The 15,708-nt window shown below is 64.0% G+C and carries 18 protein-coding genes and 1 tRNA gene; 14 read left to right on the top strand and 5 right to left on the bottom strand.

The features are described from left to right. Positions 1-18 precede the first annotated feature (18 nt). Together BLP76_RS08895 and cysK are read left to right on the top strand one after the other, a co-directional pair. Positions 19-477: a hypothetical protein gene (locus BLP76_RS08895; protein ID WP_139163728.1), complete on the top strand. Its 459-nt coding sequence runs from the start codon at positions 19-21 to the stop codon at positions 475-477. Positions 478-682: 205 nt separating this feature from the next. Continuing rightward, the gene (gene cysK / locus BLP76_RS08890) at positions 683-1,675 is read left to right on the top strand and encodes a cysteine synthase A (protein ID WP_092811735.1); all 993 of its coding nucleotides are present in this window, start codon (positions 683-685) and stop codon (positions 1,673-1,675) included. Positions 1,676-1,833: 158 nt separating this feature from the next. Here the strand turns inward: cysK and nth are convergent, their stop codons facing one another. Next, positions 1,834-2,547 carry an endonuclease III gene (gene nth / locus BLP76_RS08885; RefSeq protein WP_244514515.1) on the bottom strand — a complete coding sequence of 238 codons (714 nt, stop codon included), beginning with the start codon at positions 2,545-2,547 and terminating at the stop codon, positions 1,834-1,836. Positions 2,548-2,569: 22 nt separating this feature from the next. On the opposite strand from nth, the gene BLP76_RS08880 reads away from it, so the two are divergent. The 12 genes from BLP76_RS08880 to BLP76_RS08825 all read left to right on the top strand — a co-directional run bounded on the left by BLP76_RS08880 (position 2,570) and on the right by BLP76_RS08825 (position 11,992). After that, entirely contained in the window at positions 2,570-3,103 is a 534-nt protein-coding gene (locus tag BLP76_RS08880) for a DUF2244 domain-containing protein (protein WP_092812105.1), read from the top strand. Positions 3,104-3,178: 75 nt separating this feature from the next. Continuing rightward, positions 3,179-4,072, top strand: coding sequence for a bifunctional helix-turn-helix domain-containing protein/methylated-DNA--[protein]-cysteine S-methyltransferase (locus BLP76_RS08875; protein ID WP_420867612.1), 894 nt, complete (start codon positions 3,179-3,181; stop codon positions 4,070-4,072). A gap of 78 nt (positions 4,073-4,150) precedes the next feature. Continuing rightward, complete coding sequence (locus BLP76_RS08870; RefSeq protein ID WP_092812101.1) at positions 4,151-4,816, top strand: O-methyltransferase; 666 nt, start codon at positions 4,151-4,153, stop codon at positions 4,814-4,816. A gap of 140 nt (positions 4,817-4,956) precedes the next feature. Next, positions 4,957-5,511, top strand: a complete 555-nt coding sequence (locus BLP76_RS08865) for a NifU family protein (RefSeq protein ID WP_092811731.1) — start codon at positions 4,957-4,959, stop codon at positions 5,509-5,511. A gap of 62 nt (positions 5,512-5,573) precedes the next feature. Continuing rightward, positions 5,574-6,293 carry a tRNA (adenosine(37)-N6)-threonylcarbamoyltransferase complex dimerization subunit type 1 TsaB gene (gene tsaB / locus BLP76_RS08860; protein ID WP_092811729.1) on the top strand — a complete coding sequence of 240 codons (720 nt, stop codon included), beginning with the start codon at positions 5,574-5,576 and terminating at the stop codon, positions 6,291-6,293. Next, positions 6,290-6,769 (top strand): GNAT family N-acetyltransferase, encoded by a 480-nt coding sequence (locus BLP76_RS08855; RefSeq protein WP_092811727.1) that lies wholly within the window; start codon positions 6,290-6,292, stop codon positions 6,767-6,769. The genes tsaB and BLP76_RS08855 overlap by 4 nt, the downstream gene beginning before the upstream one ends. 130 nt (positions 6,770-6,899) lie before the next feature. Next, complete coding sequence (gene olsA / locus BLP76_RS08850; protein WP_092811725.1) at positions 6,900-7,745, top strand: lyso-ornithine lipid O-acyltransferase; 846 nt, start codon at positions 6,900-6,902, stop codon at positions 7,743-7,745. A gap of 67 nt (positions 7,746-7,812) precedes the next feature. Further along, positions 7,813-9,189, top strand: a complete 1,377-nt coding sequence (miaB, locus tag BLP76_RS08845) for a tRNA (N6-isopentenyl adenosine(37)-C2)-methylthiotransferase MiaB (protein WP_092811724.1) — start codon at positions 7,813-7,815, stop codon at positions 9,187-9,189. Next, positions 9,189-10,220 (top strand): PhoH family protein, encoded by a 1,032-nt coding sequence (locus BLP76_RS08840; protein ID WP_092811722.1) that lies wholly within the window; start codon positions 9,189-9,191, stop codon positions 10,218-10,220. Before miaB ends, BLP76_RS08840 begins: the two co-directional genes overlap by 1 nt. Positions 10,221-10,226: 6 nt before the next feature. Then, entirely contained in the window at positions 10,227-10,727 is a 501-nt protein-coding gene (ybeY, locus tag BLP76_RS08835) for an rRNA maturation RNase YbeY (protein WP_092811720.1), read from the top strand. A gap of 59 nt (positions 10,728-10,786) precedes the next feature. Then, complete coding sequence (locus BLP76_RS08830; protein WP_171904380.1) at positions 10,787-11,866, top strand: hemolysin family protein; 1,080 nt, start codon at positions 10,787-10,789, stop codon at positions 11,864-11,866. A 41-nt stretch (positions 11,867-11,907) separates the two neighbouring features. Next, a tRNA-Leu gene (locus BLP76_RS08825) sits at positions 11,908-11,992 on the top strand. A gap of 162 nt (positions 11,993-12,154) precedes the next feature. Here the strand turns inward: BLP76_RS08825 and BLP76_RS08820 are convergent. From BLP76_RS08820 to BLP76_RS08805, 4 genes are all read right to left on the bottom strand, one after another. Further along, positions 12,155-13,420 (bottom strand): NAD(P)/FAD-dependent oxidoreductase, encoded by a 1,266-nt coding sequence (locus BLP76_RS08820; RefSeq protein ID WP_092812099.1) that lies wholly within the window; start codon positions 13,418-13,420, stop codon positions 12,155-12,157. A gap of 23 nt (positions 13,421-13,443) precedes the next feature. Further along, complete coding sequence (locus tag BLP76_RS08815; RefSeq protein WP_092811716.1) at positions 13,444-14,175, bottom strand: amino acid ABC transporter ATP-binding protein; 732 nt, start codon at positions 14,173-14,175, stop codon at positions 13,444-13,446. After that, complete coding sequence (locus tag BLP76_RS08810; protein ID WP_092811714.1) at positions 14,172-14,828, bottom strand: amino acid ABC transporter permease; 657 nt, start codon at positions 14,826-14,828, stop codon at positions 14,172-14,174. The genes BLP76_RS08815 and BLP76_RS08810 overlap by 4 nt, the downstream gene beginning before the upstream one ends. 82 nt (positions 14,829-14,910) lie before the next feature. After that, positions 14,911-15,654: a substrate-binding periplasmic protein gene (locus BLP76_RS08805; RefSeq protein ID WP_092812097.1), complete on the bottom strand. Its 744-nt coding sequence runs from the start codon at positions 15,652-15,654 to the stop codon at positions 14,911-14,913. Positions 15,655-15,708 lie beyond the last annotated feature (54 nt).

The following is a 15,708-nucleotide window of genomic DNA, read 5'->3' as shown; positions in this document are numbered from 1 at the left end:
GAAGAAAAGGAGCAGCCCTTGACTAGCACCATCAACGCCATGTTGGGCGGCCTCATCGGCGGCGCGATCGTGACCGCCGTGATCGCTGCCGGCCGTCAGAGCGGACTGGCCGACATCGCTCTTCCGGAAGAGGAGGAGGCGCTCTTCGATCGGCCTTCGCAGGCCCTCTCGCGCCGGCACAATGCGCGCGTCTGGGCCTCGGCCCAGGGCAATCATCTCCTCGCGGCTGCCGGCTTCGGACAGGCCTATTCGGTTGTGCGTGAGCGCTTTCCGACCGCTCCGCCAGCCCTGCTCGGCGCAGGTTTCGGCGCACTCCTGCATGTGGTGACTTCGGCCGGTCTCGGTCATGCCGTCGGCATCGCCCATGGCCGCTTTCGGGCGCCGGAGGGGCAGGCCGGCAAGCGCCTCGGTATGCACGTGATCTTTGGTGTAGCGACCGCGCTTGCCACCGATATGATCGAGCGGCGCCGCCGATAAGTCATCGTCTGGCCGCATCGGCGAGCACGGAAGCCGGGTGCGCCTTGCGCGTCGACGAAATGGAATGTGGTGCTCCGCGCGACCGGGTTTCTGAAATCCCGTTCTTTTCCTAGCGCACGAATCGCGGCGCTGCACCTCGCCGGGAACAGCGGCGGGGCCTAGGTTGTTGGCCTAGAGATTTCCGAAATTTCCGACGGAGGACGCCATGAACGATCAGGCGCTTCAGCGCGACGTCACTGCCCGCAAGCCGGGCCGTGGCCGCATCTACAATTCGATCACCGAGACGATCGGCGACACGCCGATCGTACGCCTCGACAAGCTCGCCAAGGAGAAGGGCGTTAAGGCCAATCTTCTGGCGAAGCTCGAGTTCTTCAACCCTATCGCCTCGGTCAAGGACCGCATCGGCGTTGCCATGCTGGAAGCGCTGGAGCGCGACGGCAAGGCAAAGCCCGGCGAGACGACGCTGATTGAGCCGACGTCCGGCAACACCGGCATCGCGCTCGCCTTCGCGGCCGCCGCCAAGGGCTACAAGCTGATCCTCGTCATGCCCGAGACGATGTCGATCGAGCGGCGCAAGATGGTGGCGCTCTTGGGCGCCGAGCTCGTCCTCACCGAAGGACCGAAGGGGATGAAGGGCGCCATCGCCAAGGCGGAAGAGCTCCTTGAGCAGACGCCGAATTCCGTTATGCCGCAGCAGTTCGACAACCCGGCCAATCCGGAGATCCACCGCAAGACGACGGCCGAGGAGATCTGGAACGACACTGGCGGCGCGATCGACGCTCTCGTTGCCGGCATCGGCACGGGCGGCACCATCACCGGCACCGGCCAGGTGCTGAAGGAGCGCAAGCCCGATATCCGCATCGTGGCGGTCGAGCCGGCCGACAGCCCGGTCCTCGCCGGCGGCAACCCCGGCCCGCACAAGATCCAGGGCATCGGCGCAGGCTTCGCCCCGAAGGTTCTCGACACGTCGGTCTATGACGAGATCATTCCGGCGACCAACGACGAATCCTTCGAATATGCCCGCCTCGTGGCTCAGCTTGAAGGCGTGCCGGTCGGCATTTCCTCAGGCGCGGCCCTCTCGGCTGCGGTCAAGCTCGGCCAGCGTCCGGAATTTGAGGGCAAGAACATCGTGGTGATCATCCCCTCCTTCGCGGAGCGCTATCTGTCGACGCCGCTTTTCGAAGGTCTTGGAGAATAAGCGCCAGGATCACACCAACATACTCTGCGGGAAAGGCGGCCTTCGGGCCGCCTTTTTCGTTGGGCCGCTTTTTTCATCGCGGCGGCAGGTGGCGCGTGCTGGCGCCAGTTTTCGCGGTCTGAGGCGGAGGGACGGGCAGGGCGGTCACATCGGACCGCTTATCCTTTGTCCAGCACCAATCCGGCAGGCTCCGTCTTCGCCCCGTAACGGCAGAGATCGGCGATGACGCAATCGGGGCATTTCGGTTTTCGAGCCACGCAGACATAGCGCCCGTGCAGGATCAGCCAGTGATGAGCGTGGAGCTTGAAATCGTCGGGCACGACTTTTTCGAGCATCAGCTCCACGGCGAGAGGATCCTTGCCGGGCGCGAGCCCCGTTCGGTTGGAAACCCGGAAAATATGCGTGTCGACGGCGATGGTCTTCTCGCCGAAGGCGACGTTCATCACGACATTGGCGGTCTTGCGTCCGACGCCTGGCAGCTTTTCCAAGGCTTCGCGGCTCGGCGGCACTTCGCCCTGATATTCGTCGATGAGCTGCTGAGACAGCGCCACGACGTTCTTTGCCTTGTTGCGGTAAAGCCCGATCGTCTTGATGTGCTCGCGCACCGCTTCCTCGCCGAGCGCCACCATCTTGTCTGGCGTCGGGGCAACGCGGAAGAGCTCTTTGGTCGCCTTGTTGACCCCGGCATCCGTCGCCTGCGCCGACAAAACCACGGCAACGAGCAGCGTATAGGGGTCGGTGTGCACGAGCTCGCTCGTCGGCTCCGGCCGCTCCGCCTTCAGCCTCGAGAACAGGGTGGTGATTTCGTCTTTGGATAGGAGGGAGGCGGCGGGCGCCGCTTTCTTCCTTTTGACACTCGTGTTTTTGCCCATCTTCTCCCTATAATCATTCCAAATGAATGAGAGCAACGCGCCTGTCGCCACGTCGGGCGACGCGGAGATCTTTTCGGCCACGTTGACGCCGCACCGTTCGCTCGGCCCGCGGGGCTTCGTTGCGGTCATGGCCGTCTTCGGCGCGACCTGTTTTCTATCCGGCCTGTTGTTCTGGCGTCTCGGAGCCTGGCCGATTGGCGCCTTTTTCGGCCTCGACTTCCTGATCTTGTGGGGCGCCTTCGCGCTCAGTTACCGCTCCGGCCGGGCCTTCGAGGACGTGACCGTGAGCCGCAGAGATCTCCTCATCCGCAAGGTCGCCCCGAACGGGCGGGCGCGTGAGTTGAGGCTCGATCCTTATTGGAGCCGGCTGGAGGTGCGCGAGCTTGAAGACGAAGGCGTGGTGCGCCTTCACCTCGTCAGCCGGGGCGAGAACGTAACCATAGGCGAATTCCTCAACCCCGACGACCGGGCGAGCCTTGCGGACGCTTTGCGCGACGCGCTTCACGCGGTCAGGCGGCCGCCTGCCCTTGCCGAGACCATGATGGAGGCGGGCTAGGTCGTCCACCTGAGGCGCAAGAAACGGGTGGCTGCAATGGCGAACAGCGGTCATCTTGCAGCCTGGAGGACCGCTATGACCATGCACAGCCCCCTTGCTTCTTCCATGACGAACCGCGACCCGATGAACCCCGAGGCGGATTACGCGATCGTTTGCGCGGTGATCGCCTATCTCAGCAGAAACTACCGCGACCAGCCGGAGCTTGAGGAGATCGCAGCCGAGGTTGGCATGAGCCCGACGCGCCTGCACAAGCTCTTCACCCGCTGGTGCGGTCTGTCGCCGAAGGGGTTTTTGCAGGCCGTCACGCTCGATCATGCCAAGCGGCTTCTCGACCAATCCGCCAATCTTCTCGACACGAGCTACGAGCTCGGCCTTTCCGGGCCCGGGCGTCTGCACGATCTCTTCGTCACCCACCACGCGGTGACACCGGGCGCCTATAAAAGCCGCGGCGAGGGCCTTGAGATCGCCTATGGGTTCCACGCCTCGCCCTTCGGCAAAGCCCTGCTTCTGGTGACGGATTACGGCCTGGCGGGCCTCGCCTTCGCCGATCCGGGCGAGGAAGAGGCGACGCTTGCCGAGATGATGCAGCGTTTTCCCCAGGCACGTTATCGCCACGCGCCGGACGCGACGGTGCGCTATGCCGAGCGCGTCTTCGAGCCCTCCGCCTGGCGGGCCGAGGAGCCGCTGCGTGTCGTCTTCATCGGCTCCGACTTCGAGGTGCGCGTCTGGGAGAGCCTCCTCGAAATTCCAGTCGGCGCGGCGACGAGCTACGGTGCTTTGGCGAAAAAGCTCGAACGGCCGAAGGCGGCTCGTGCCGTCGGTGCCGCTGTCGGGCGCAATCCGATTTCTTTCGTCGTGCCGTGTCATCGCGTTGTCGGGGCAAAGGGCGCGCTCACCGGCTATCACTGGGGCATCACCCGCAAACGCGCCATGCTCGGCTGGGAATCGGGGCTCCTCACGAAGGATTGAACCCGTCTGCACGTCTCGCTCACACTGGACCTCGGCACCGCCCATCCGCATAGTCTGCCCGCCGAGCGGGAGATGACGATGACGACAAAGGAATGGCAGGCGGTTGACGCCTATCTCGAAGCGACCGTCGTAGGGTCCGACGACACGCTTCAGGCGGCTCTCGCCGCGAACGAGGCGGCCGATCTGCCGGCAATCGATGTCTCCCCGGCCCAGGGAAAACTCCTTCACCTTCTCGCCCGCATGGCAGGAGCGAAACGCATTTTGGAGATCGGCACGCTCGGCGGCTATTCGACCATCTGGCTTGCCCGGGCCCTGCCGGATGATGGCCGTCTCGTGAGCCTCGAAGCGGCGGAAGAGCATGCCGTGGTGGCGCGTGCCAACATCGTCCGGGCGGGACTTGCGGAGAAGGTCGAGATCCGTGTCGCCCCCGCGCTCGAGATCCTGCCTCGCCTTGTCGAGGAGGGCCAGGAACCTTTCGATTTCATCTTCATCGACGCTGATAAGCCGAACAACCCAGCCTATCTTACATGGGCGTTGAAGCTCTCGCGGCCCGGCACCGTCATCCTCGGCGACAATGTCGTGCGCGACGGGAAGGTGAGAGACCCGCAATCCTCCGAGCCGGGTGTCGTCGGCACGCGCCGCTTCCTGGAGATGATCGGCGAGGAGCCGCGGCTCTCCGCGACGGCGATCCAGACCGTCGGCGCCAAGGGTTGGGACGGCTTCGTTCTCGCCGTCGTTGCATGAACGGCTGCCGCTTCGGCAGGCGGATCAGAGGTTTGCCGCGAGATGCCGCTCGTTGCGCCGCCCTTGACGAAGAGGGGCGCCGGGTCCATTTCCGGTCCACGACGTGAAGGCGCGCATTTGTCGCGTGCGATGAGGTTTCGATGTTCATCCAGACCGAAGAAACGCCTAACCCAGCAACTCTGAAGTTCCTGCCCGGGCGGGACGTGCTGCCGGCCGATACGCGCGACTTCCGCACAGCGGAAGAAGCCGCATCCTCGCCCTTGGCGGAACGGATCTTCGCCGTGGACGGCGTTGCCGGGGTCTTTCTCGGCCAGGATTTCATCACCGTCACCAAGGACGGTGCTGAATGGCAGCACATGAAGCCAGCCGTTCTCGGCGCGATCATGGAGCATTACCTCTCCGGCGAGCCGGTGCTGGCCGATGCACATGAGGAAGAGGACGGCGACGAATTCTTCGACAATGCCGATAGCGAGACCGTCGGCATGATCAAGGAATTGATCGAAACGCGCGTTCGTCCGGCCGTGGCCAATGACGGCGGCGACATCACCTTCAAGGGCTTCAAGAACGGCATCGTCTTCCTCAACATGCGCGGTGCCTGCGCTGGCTGCCCGTCGTCGACGGCGACGTTGAAGCACGGCATCGAGAACCTTTTGCGCCACTTCGTGCCGGATGTTCAGGAGGTGCGCCCGGTCTGATCGGGTCAGCCCTTCGCTTTCTTCATCTCGACAGCGATTGCCCCCGTGAGTAGAGCGGGGTGATGCTTCTCGCCCTCGACACTGCCGGACCTTTTTGCGCCGTCGCGCTCGCGACCCTCGAAGACGGCCAGATCAATTGTCATGCCCGCCGCGAGGTGGAAATCGGCCGCGGTCATGCCGAGCGGCTTTTCCCCTTGATCGAGGAATGCCTGGCGGACGCTTCCGCCACCTATTCCGATCTGACGGCGGTTGCGACCACCCTCGGCCCGGGCTCCTTCACCGGCATTCGTATTGGCGTTGCGGCCGCACGCGGCCTTGCTCTCGCGCTCCAAATCCCAGCCCTCGGCGTCGACGTCCTTGAGGCGCTGTGCGAGGGCATTCGCCACAGCGAGGCCGGGCATTGTGCGGCGGGTCTCGTCGCAGCAATCCTTGATGCCGGCCGCGGCAATGTCTTCCTGCGCATGGAAGAGATTTCCTCCAGAGAGGAGATCATCGCCTCGCAACGGGAGGTGCAGGACGAGGCGGCTGCCTTTCTTGCGCCCTATGCGTTCGAAGGGCTCGTGCTATGTGGCGCAGGCGCGGATGGAATTGCCGGGGTGCTTGCGGGCGACGGCCTTCCCGCAATCGTCGCCGATAAGCGCCCTTCGGCGGATATCGCCATGGTCGCCCGTCTTGCCCTTTCAGGACATGCGGTGAACCCGCCCGTGCCGCTTTATCTGCGTCCTCCCGACGCCAAACCGCAGACGGACAAATCCCTGAGACGGCGCCTTAAGACACCATGATTCCCCGTATCGAGATCACCCTGCGCGAGGCGACCTCCGAGGACAGCCCGATTCTCGCCCGCATCCACGCCGACGCCTTCCGCCACGCCTGGACCGATGGCGACTTCGCCTCCTTCCTGTCTCAGAACGGCGTCAAGGCGCTGTTAGCGTTCCATGCCGGCCGCGTCACGCGCCGGGCGCCGGCGGGCTTCATCCTTTATCGTCAGGCAGCGGACGATTCGGAGGTTCTGACGCTCGCCGTCCTGAACTCCTATCGGCGGCGCGGCATCGCCCAGAGGCTCGTCGAGGAGACGATGCGCCGGCTCTACCATGAGCGGGTGGCGACACTGCATCTGGAGGTGGAGGCCGGCAACGCGGCGGCCGTTTCGCTCTACCGCAAGCTCGGCTTCGAGGAGGTCGGCAAAAGGCCCGCCTATTACGCCCGCGATGATCAGACCCGCCTGCCGGCGCTTGTCATGCGTCGGGATCTCATCTAGCCGCAGCTCCGGAGACAAACCCATGCGAGACAAGCCGTGCTGCCTGCGCCATGCGAGTGCCTGCCGTTGCGGTGGTCTCTTGCGGTCGTCCATCTGCGCTCAATCAGCGCCGGCCGCAGGGTAGGGGCCGATGTTTGCATATCTGCGGCTTGCAACGGCGACCTTTCTCTTCCTCCTGTCTCTGCCTTTCGCCATTCCGGCGCAGGTGCTCGGCCTCTGGCTCGGCGGCCGTTGGGCGAAGATCGTGCCGCTCTACTGGCATCGCTTCGTTCTGCGCCTTTTCGGTGTCCGCCTTTTCGTGCATGGGACCATCGCCGCCGACCGCCCGCTGCTTCTCCTCGCCAATCACATTTCCTGGCTCGACATCCCCGTTCTGAGCGCGATCGCGCCCGTCTCCTTCATTGCCAAGAAGGAGGTGGCTGAGTGGCCGCTTTTCGGCCTTTTCGCCAAATTGCAGCGCTCCGTCTTCATCGACCGCGAAAAACGCCATCAAACCGGCAAGGCGGCCGATGAAATCGCTGCGCGCCTCGTCGCGGGCGATGTCATGGTGCTCTTCCCGGAAGGCACGTCCTCCGATGGCAACAAGGTGCTCGCCTTTCGCTCTGCCATCGTCGGTGCAGCCCAGCGCAGTTTTTCCGAAGGCCGGCCCGTCACGCTGCAGCCGGTCGCCATCGCCTATACTCGCATGCTCGGCATGCCTTTCGGTCGTCAGCACAGAACGTGGGTCGCCTGGTATGGCGGCATGGATCTGTTGCCGCATTTGAGCCGGTTGATGTCACAGGGGGCCGTCGATGTGCACGTCGCCTTCCTGCCGCCCGTGACGATCACCCGCGACGGCGATCGCAAGCGCGTCACGCGTGCGGCGGGTGCCCTCGTCAAAGAGGTGGTGGCCGAGCTCAATGCCGGCCGCGATCCCCAAAAAGTGATGCGTATGGCGGAAGAAATATCGCTTGAACCTGAGCCTGAAAGGGCCTAGCGAGCGCGGCTTAATTCGGTTAAAGCTGGTATATGATGCGCTTGGCGAGGAGCACGCGCCGTTTTTCATGAACACGGCGAGACGCAAAGTTTTCATCAAGACGTACGGATGTCAGATGAACGTCTACGATTCCGATCGTATGACGGACGTGCTGGCACGTGACGGCTATGATGCTGTCGAGACGGCGGAAGACGCCGATCTTATTGTCCTGAACACCTGCCATATCCGCGAAAAGGCCGCCGAGAAGGTCTATTCCGAGGTCGGCCGCCTGCGCCCCTTGAAAGAGGCGGCGAAGGAGGAAGGCCGGCGGGTGGAGATCGCCATCGCCGGCTGTGTGGCGCAGGCGGAGGGCGAGGAGATCATCCGCCGCGCGCCGATCGTCGATGTCGTCGTCGGCCCGCAGAGCTATCATCGTCTCGGCGCCGCGCTTGCTCGCGCCCGTGAAGGTGGCGCGGCGGTGGAGACCGAATTCCCGGCGGAAGACAAATTCGACCATATTCCCTCGCGGGCCCGCGCACGTCCCGGACTTGCGCTCAATCCGACGGCCTTCCTGACCGTGCAGGAAGGCTGCGATAAGTTCTGCACCTTCTGCGTGGTGCCTTATACGCGAGGTGGCGAATTCTCACGTCCGGTCGCCAAGATCCTCGCCGAAGCGCGGCGTCTCGTGGGCTCCGGCGTGCGCGAGATCATGCTCCTCGGCCAGAACGTCAACGCCTATCACGGCGAGGCCGAAGACGGTTCCGACTGGTCGCTCGCCCGTCTCGTGCTGGAGCTGGCGGACATCGATGGGCTGGAGCGCATCCGCTACACGACCTCGCATCCGCGCGACATGGCGGACGATCTGATCGCAGCCCACCGCGACTGCGACACGCTGATGCCGTATCTGCATCTTCCCGTGCAGTCGGGCTCCGACAAGATCCTGGCCGCCATGAACCGCCGTCATGGGCGCGATGAGTATTTCCGTCTCGTCGACCGGCTGCGTGAGGCGCGCCCCGATCTTGCTCTGTCGGGCGATTTCATCGTCGGCTTTCCGGGCGAGAGCGAGGAAGACTTCGCCGCCACGATGGATCTCGTCGCCCGCGTCGGTTACGCCTCGGCCTATTCCTTCAAATATTCGCCGCGTCCCGGCACGCCGGCAGCCGAGCGTGAGCAGGTCGACGAAGCGGTGAAGTCGGAACGTCTGCAGCGCCTTCAGGCGCTTTTGAGCGAGCAGCAGACGCGCTTCAATGCGGCGATGCAGGGCAGGGTGATCGATGTGCTCCTGGAAAAGCCCGGCAGGCATCCGGGCCAGCTCGTCGGCCGCTCGCCCTTCCTGCAGGCCGTGCATGTTGATGCGCCGGCGCATCTCATCGGCGAGATCGTATCGGTGAAGGTGGATGAGATCGGCTCCAACTCGCTCTTCGCCAGCCTGATGAGCCCCCCATTGGAAAGGCTTTCGGCCTGATGGCAGTGTCGCGTCCGCGGCCGAAGCGGGAAAGATCCGCCACGTCGGAAGAAATCGAACTCGTTTTCGATGACAACCGTCTGGCGAGCGCTCTTTTCGGCGAATACGACCAGAACCTTGCCCTGATCGAGCGGCGGATCGGTGTCGAAGCCGTGGCCCGCGGCAATGTCGTGCGTCTCATCGGCGAGCCGGATGAGCTGCGTCAGGCGCGCGCCATTCTCAACACGCTCTATCAGCGCCTCCTGGAAGGCCATGACGTGCTCCAGGGCGACGTCGAGGGTGCGATCCGCATGGCCGACACGCCGGGCGCACAATGGTCGCTGCCGAGCCTGGAGACGGGCTCGCGGGTGCAGCTTGCCCAGATCGGCACGCGCAAGCGCTCCGTCACCGCCCGCACGCCGCGCCAGGACGTCTATATTCGGGCCATGGACCGCTGCGAGCTCATCTTCGGCATCGGTCCGGCCGGCACCGGCAAGACCTATCTCGCCGTCGCTTTCGCCGCCGCCCTTCTGGAGCGCGGCGACATCGAGCGCATCATCCTGTCGCGCCCGGCCGTCGAAGCCGGCGAGCGGCTCGGCTTTCTGCCGGGCGACATGCGTGAGAAGGTCGATCCCTATCTCCGGCCGCTGTACGACGCCCTCTATGACATGATGGCCGCCGACAAGGTGGAGCGGCTGTTGGCCTCCGGCACGATCGAGATCGCGCCGCTCGCTTTCATGCGCGGGCGCACGCTCGCCCATTCCGTCGTCATTCTCGACGAGGCGCAGAACACCACGGCGATGCAGATGAAGATGTTTTTGACCCGCCTCGGCGAGGGGTCGAAAATGGTGGTGACGGGCGACCCGACGCAGATCGATCTCAGGGAAGGCGACATTTCCGGCCTCATGGAAGCGACGCGCATCCTGAACGGCGTGGAAGGCATCGAGATCGTGCGCTTCGGTGCGGAGGATGTGGTGCGCCACGCTCTCGTGCAGCGCATCGTCGACGCCTATGACAAGCAAAGCCGTGCCGTCTCCAAGGGCGAGCTCTGAGGGCACATGTCTCCCGTTGTGATCGACGTGATTCGCGAGACGGAGGCCTGGCCTTCGCAGACCGAGCTCGACTCGTTGATGGACAAGGCCGTCGACGCGGCCCTTGCCGTGGCCGGCTGGACGCCTCCACAAGGCGTCCTTGAGCCTGTCGAACTTAGCATCGTCCTGACCGACGATGCGACGATTGCGCACCTCAACCGCGATTGGCGCGGCAAGGACAAGCCGACGAACGTCCTGTCCTATCCGCAGCCGCCGGGCCCCCTTTTGGGCGACATCGTCTTCGCTTTTGAGACGATTGAGCGTGAAGCCGAAGAGCAGCAGAAAGCTTTTCTCGACCATTTCGCCCATTTACTTGTGCATGGCTGCTTGCATCTGGTGGGCCATGATCACCAAATAGACAGCGAAGCAGAGGAGATGGAAACGCTGGAGAAGGAAGCGCTGGCCAGGCTCGGCATTGCCGATCCCTACCGTCAGGTCGATGCGGCCTTCCCGGTCCTAGGATCATGAACGACGACCGATCTCGAAGTCCTGCGGGACTTTCTTACGATGAATCTACGCCCGAAAGTGTGGGAGATCGCCTGCGCGCGAGCTTCAAGGTCCTGATCGGCGGCAAGTCGAACGGCTCCGCGCGCTCCGAAATCGAACATGTGCTCGCCGCCGACGAAGTCGACGGAGAAGCCTTCGCGCCGGAAGAGCGCGCCATGCTGCGCGCCGTCCTCAAGCTCGGGGATATGCGTGTCGACGATGTCATGGTGCCGCGCGCCGATATCGACGCGGTCGACCATGACGTGCCGCTCGCCACCGTCCTCATGGCCTTCAAGGAGGCCGGGCATTCGCGCCTGCCCGTCTATCGCGAAACGCTCGATGATCCGATGGGCATGGTCCATCTGAAGGACGTCGTGGGCTGGATGCTGGAGCACGCGCGCAAGGATCTGGAGCAGCCTGAAAGCATGGCGGCGGCCGAGGAGGAGACAGAACGCCGCTTCCGTTTCTCTGCCTCGCTGGATTTCTCGCCCGTCGATCTCAGCCAGCCTTTGCGCTCATCCGGCATTATCCGCCCCATCCTCTTCGTACCGCCCTCCATGCCCGCACGCATGCTCCTGGAGCGGATGCAGGCGGGACGCACGCAGATGGCGCTCGTCATCGACGAATATGGCGGCACCGACGGGCTCGTCTCGCTTGAAGATCTCGTTGAAACCATCGTCGGCGAGATCGAAGACGAGCATGACGACGAGGAGGACGCCGATATCGCCAAAGTGGCGGAAGGCGTCTTCGTCGCCGATGCACGTGCCGAACTCGACGAGCTGGCCGATGTGATCGGTCCCGCCTTCCAGATGGGCGAGCTCGGCGAGGAGGTCGAGACCGTGGGCGGGCTCATCTATACGCTGCTTGGTCGCATCCCGGTGCGGGGCGAGATCGTCAATGCGCTCGACGGCTTCGAGATCGAGATCCTGGAGGCCGATCCGCGCCGCATCAAGCGCGTCAGGATCCGCGAACGGCGCAAGGGACGGCTGGTGCAAAGGGTGAAGAGCCGCCAGGCCACGGAGCCCGCTTTGCCGGCCCCGTCCGGGTCCCCGCCGGCCCTCCAGATCGCCGATAAGCCGCGCGCGACGGAAAGTCCGTCATCAAGCGACACTTCCGATTGACTTCACCCCTCGCCAGGGCTTAAGGGGGTGCCCGCTCCCGAGCCCAGGTGGCGGAATTGGTAGACGCGCACGGTTCAGGTCCGTGTGCCGCAAGGCGTGGAGGTTCGAGTCCTCTCCTGGGCACCACTCTTCGGGAGGCGCGCCGAATAAGGCGCGCCGGCACCCCGCCAAAGCGTTCATCCAACGACATTTTCGGTGCTTTGCCGCCTGATTAGGCGTGTGTGCGGCTTGGGCTTGGCGGAGACGCCCGGCGCCCATCCCACGAACGGGCGCCGGAATCGTTCGCTCTTACTTCTCGAAAAAATCTCTCAGCCGGTAATAGTTGATCATCGCCGTGGCGTAGATCGGGTGCAAGCCGTGCACCGGCAAAGGCGTGATGTCGGTGAGCTTCAGCGGCAGGGGTGCTGAGCGGTCGAGAAGATGCGCACCGATCGCCTGGCCAAGCGAGGTCGCAAGGCCGACGCCGCGGCCATTGTAGCCGAGTGCCATGGTGAGATTGGGTGCCGGCTGATGCACATGCGGAAGGTGATCGCGCGTCATCGCCACGCGGCCCGCCCAGAAATAGTCGATCGCGAGCTCCCGCGTGTGGGGATAGAGCGTGTGCATGGCCGCAATCAGCCGGCGGTAATGGCCTGGCACTTCTGGCGCGCCGAAGGGGCCGCGCCCGCCGATCATGAAGCGGTTCTCCGGGCCGATGCGGAAATAATTGGCGATGCGCCGGCTGTCCGAGACGACGCTGCGCTCCGGCAGGATCTTGGCGAGAAGGTCTTCGGGAAGCGGTCTCGTGGCGATCTGGATGCTGGTGGCCGGCACCACCGTCGCCTTCAGCTTGGGCCACAGCCTGCCGGTATAGCCGTTGGTCGCCACCACCACCTCATTGGCGCGGAGCTTGCCCCTTGAGCCGACCGCGATCATCCAGCCGCTCTCCGTGCGTGTGAGCGAACGCGCCTCGCTGTCGCCGCAGACGCGCACGCCGGCCGCGATTGCCGCTTTGGCAAGCCCGCGGGCGTAATTGAGCGGGTGCAGGCGCCCCGCGCGGCGATCGATCCAGCCGCCTGCGAAGCGCTCGCTGCCGGTCTTCTCCGCCATGCCCGCCGCATCGAGCATTTCCACCGGCGCCCCACGTCGCTGCCATTCTTCCATGCGGGTGCGAAGGAGCGGCAGATGGCTTTGTTTGAGCGAAGCCTGGATCCAGCCGTGCTGTTGGGCGTCGCAGGCGATGCCGTGTTTGGCGATGAGCGCGAATGTCGCGTCCGCCGTGCGTCCGGCAAATTCTGTCGTGGCCTCGCCGTAAAGCTTGTCGAGCGTCTCGGGATCGTATTTGAGACCGGGTATCACCTGGCCGCCATTGCGCCCGCTCGCGCCGAAGCCCGGCTCGTACGCGTCGATGACGACGACCTTGGCCCCGCCTTCGGCGAGCCTGAGCGCGGTGGAAAGACCCGTGAAACCCGCGCCGATGACGGCGACATCCACACTGACCTCGCCGATGAGCGGCTGTGTGTCCGGCGCCGGCGTGGCGGTGGCGGCCCAAAGAGAAGCAACATGTTCTGACATGGCAGTGTCCGAAGGTTCGATGATCAAACCGGATGGGTGACGCGGCGTAGAAAATCCTGGGTGCGTTCGTTCTTCGGCTGCCGCAGGACCTCATCGGCCGCACCTTCCTCGACGATGCGGCCACCGTCCAGGAAAAGCACGCGGTCCGCGACTTCGCGCGCAAACAGGATCTCGTGCGTGACGACGAGCATGGTCATGTGCTCTTCCGCCAGCGCCCGCATCACCTGCAGAACTTCTCCGACCATTTCGGGATCGAGCGCCGATGTCGGCTCGTCGAAGAGGATCGCCTCCGGCTCCATGGCGAGGGCCCGGGCAATCGCCACGCGCTGCTGCTGGCCGCCGGAGAGTGCTGCGGGATAGGAGTTGAGCTTGTCGGCGAGCCCGACCCGCGTCAAAAGCCGCTCCGCCTTCTCACGCACCTCCGCCTTGCCCTGTTTCAGGACATAGCGCGGCCCTTCCATGACGTTCTCGATCGCCGTCCTGTGCGGGAAGAGATTGAAGCGCTGGAAGACCATGGAGACGCGCGTGCGCAGGTCGTGGATCGAAGGGGCGGTGACGTCGACGGTCTCGTCGTCGATGCTGATCCTGCCCGCCTGATAGGTCTCGAGCCCGTTGATGCAGCGCAAAAGCGTCGATTTTCCGGAGCCCGACGGGCCGATCAGGCACACGACCTGCCCCTTGTCGATCTCCGCGTGGACGCCCTTCAGGACTTCATGATCGCCGAAGCTCTTGTGTACGTTTTCGAGCTTGATCATCGCGCCTGTCCCATCTTCACTTCGACATAGCGCATGGCGAAATTGAGCGGCACCGTCAGGCACAGATAGAGAAGCGCGACGAGCGTGAAGACAGTCATGTTGTCGAAGGTGGAGGAGGCGAGCATCTTGCCCTGCATGGTGAGTTCGGCGACCGAAATCACCGACACCTGCGAGGAATCCTTTAGAAGCATCACCATGTTGTTGGCGTAGGGCGGCACCACGATCCTGAAGGCCTGCGGCAGCACCACCCGGCGCATCATCAAGGGCGTTTTCATGCCGATCGATTTGGCGGCCTCCACCTGGCCCCGGTCGACGGCTTCGATGCCCGCCCGAAACGTCTCGCCGATATAGCAGGAATAGGTGAGCGCGAGGCCCGCGACGCCCGCCTGGAAGGCGGTGAGGTCGAGGCCGAATTCCGGCATCACGAAATAGATGTAGAAGAGGACGACCAGGATCGGGATGCCGCGCACAAATTCCACCACGATGCGTGTCGAGATGGAAAGCCAGCGGACGCCGGAGGTCCGAAACAGTGCCCAGACCAGCCCGAGCGCGGTGGCAAGCGCGAGCGACAGAAGCGTGACGGAGATCGTCAGCCACATGCCCTTGAGGAGGATGGGCAGGTAGATTTGCGCACTGACGAAGAAGTCGCTCATGCGAGACCTCGCTGGTGAGGCTGCCCGAAGGCCGCCTCACGCATGATAAGGATCATGAGACCGAAACGCTCTCGTGGGTCTCTCACAGGCCGTATTTGGCGAAGATCTTGTCGAGCTCGCCGCTCTCCTTCAGCTTTGCGATCGCTCCATTGACCTTTTCCAGAAAGGCGGGATTTTCCTTGGAGACGGCCACCGCGACATCGCCCTTCTGCATGGGCTCGTAGCCTTCCACAAGGCGCACGCCGAGTTGCGGCTTTTCAGATATCTGGTAGGCGACGATAGGCTTGTCGCCGAAGCCCGCCTTGATGCGCCCGAGCTTCACGTCGCGCATGATGTCGGCGATCGAATCGTAGAGCTTCACCTCGCCGAACGTGCCGAGAGCCTGAAGCTTGTCGGCAAAGGTCGTGCCGATCTGCGCGCCCACCGTCTCGCCCTTCAGATCATCGAGCGTGTAGTTCGTCGCATCGTCCGCCGCGACGAACATGGCGTCGCCGTAGGAATAGACGGGGGTGGAGAAATCGACCACTTTCTTGCGCTCGTCGGTGGCGAACATGCCGGCCGAGATGAGGTCGATCTTGCCGCTGGAAAGCGCCGGGATCAGCGCGGAAAACGCCACCACCTTGAACTCGGCCTCGTCGCCGATATCCGCCGTGATAGCCTTGGCGAGATCGACCATCGCGCCCGTCGGCTCTTGGGTTGCCGTGTCGACGAAGGTGAAGGGAACGCCTGTCGTGGTGACGCCGACATTGACGGATTCGGCATAGGCAGGGGCTGCAAACGCCATCGCGAGACCGAAGGCGAGCGAGGCGACGTGTTTCATATCCATGAAATTCCCCATTTATTTCTTCCGCTACGATCGATAAAAGCGCCGCAATCGGGC

It is taken from the genome of Afifella marina DSM 2698, assembly GCF_900102695.1.
Lineage (GTDB): Bacteria > Pseudomonadota > Alphaproteobacteria > Rhizobiales > Afifellaceae > Afifella > Afifella marina.
The sequence above is the reverse complement of the archived record's forward strand: the minus strand, read 5'-3'. Positions and strand labels throughout refer to the sequence as shown.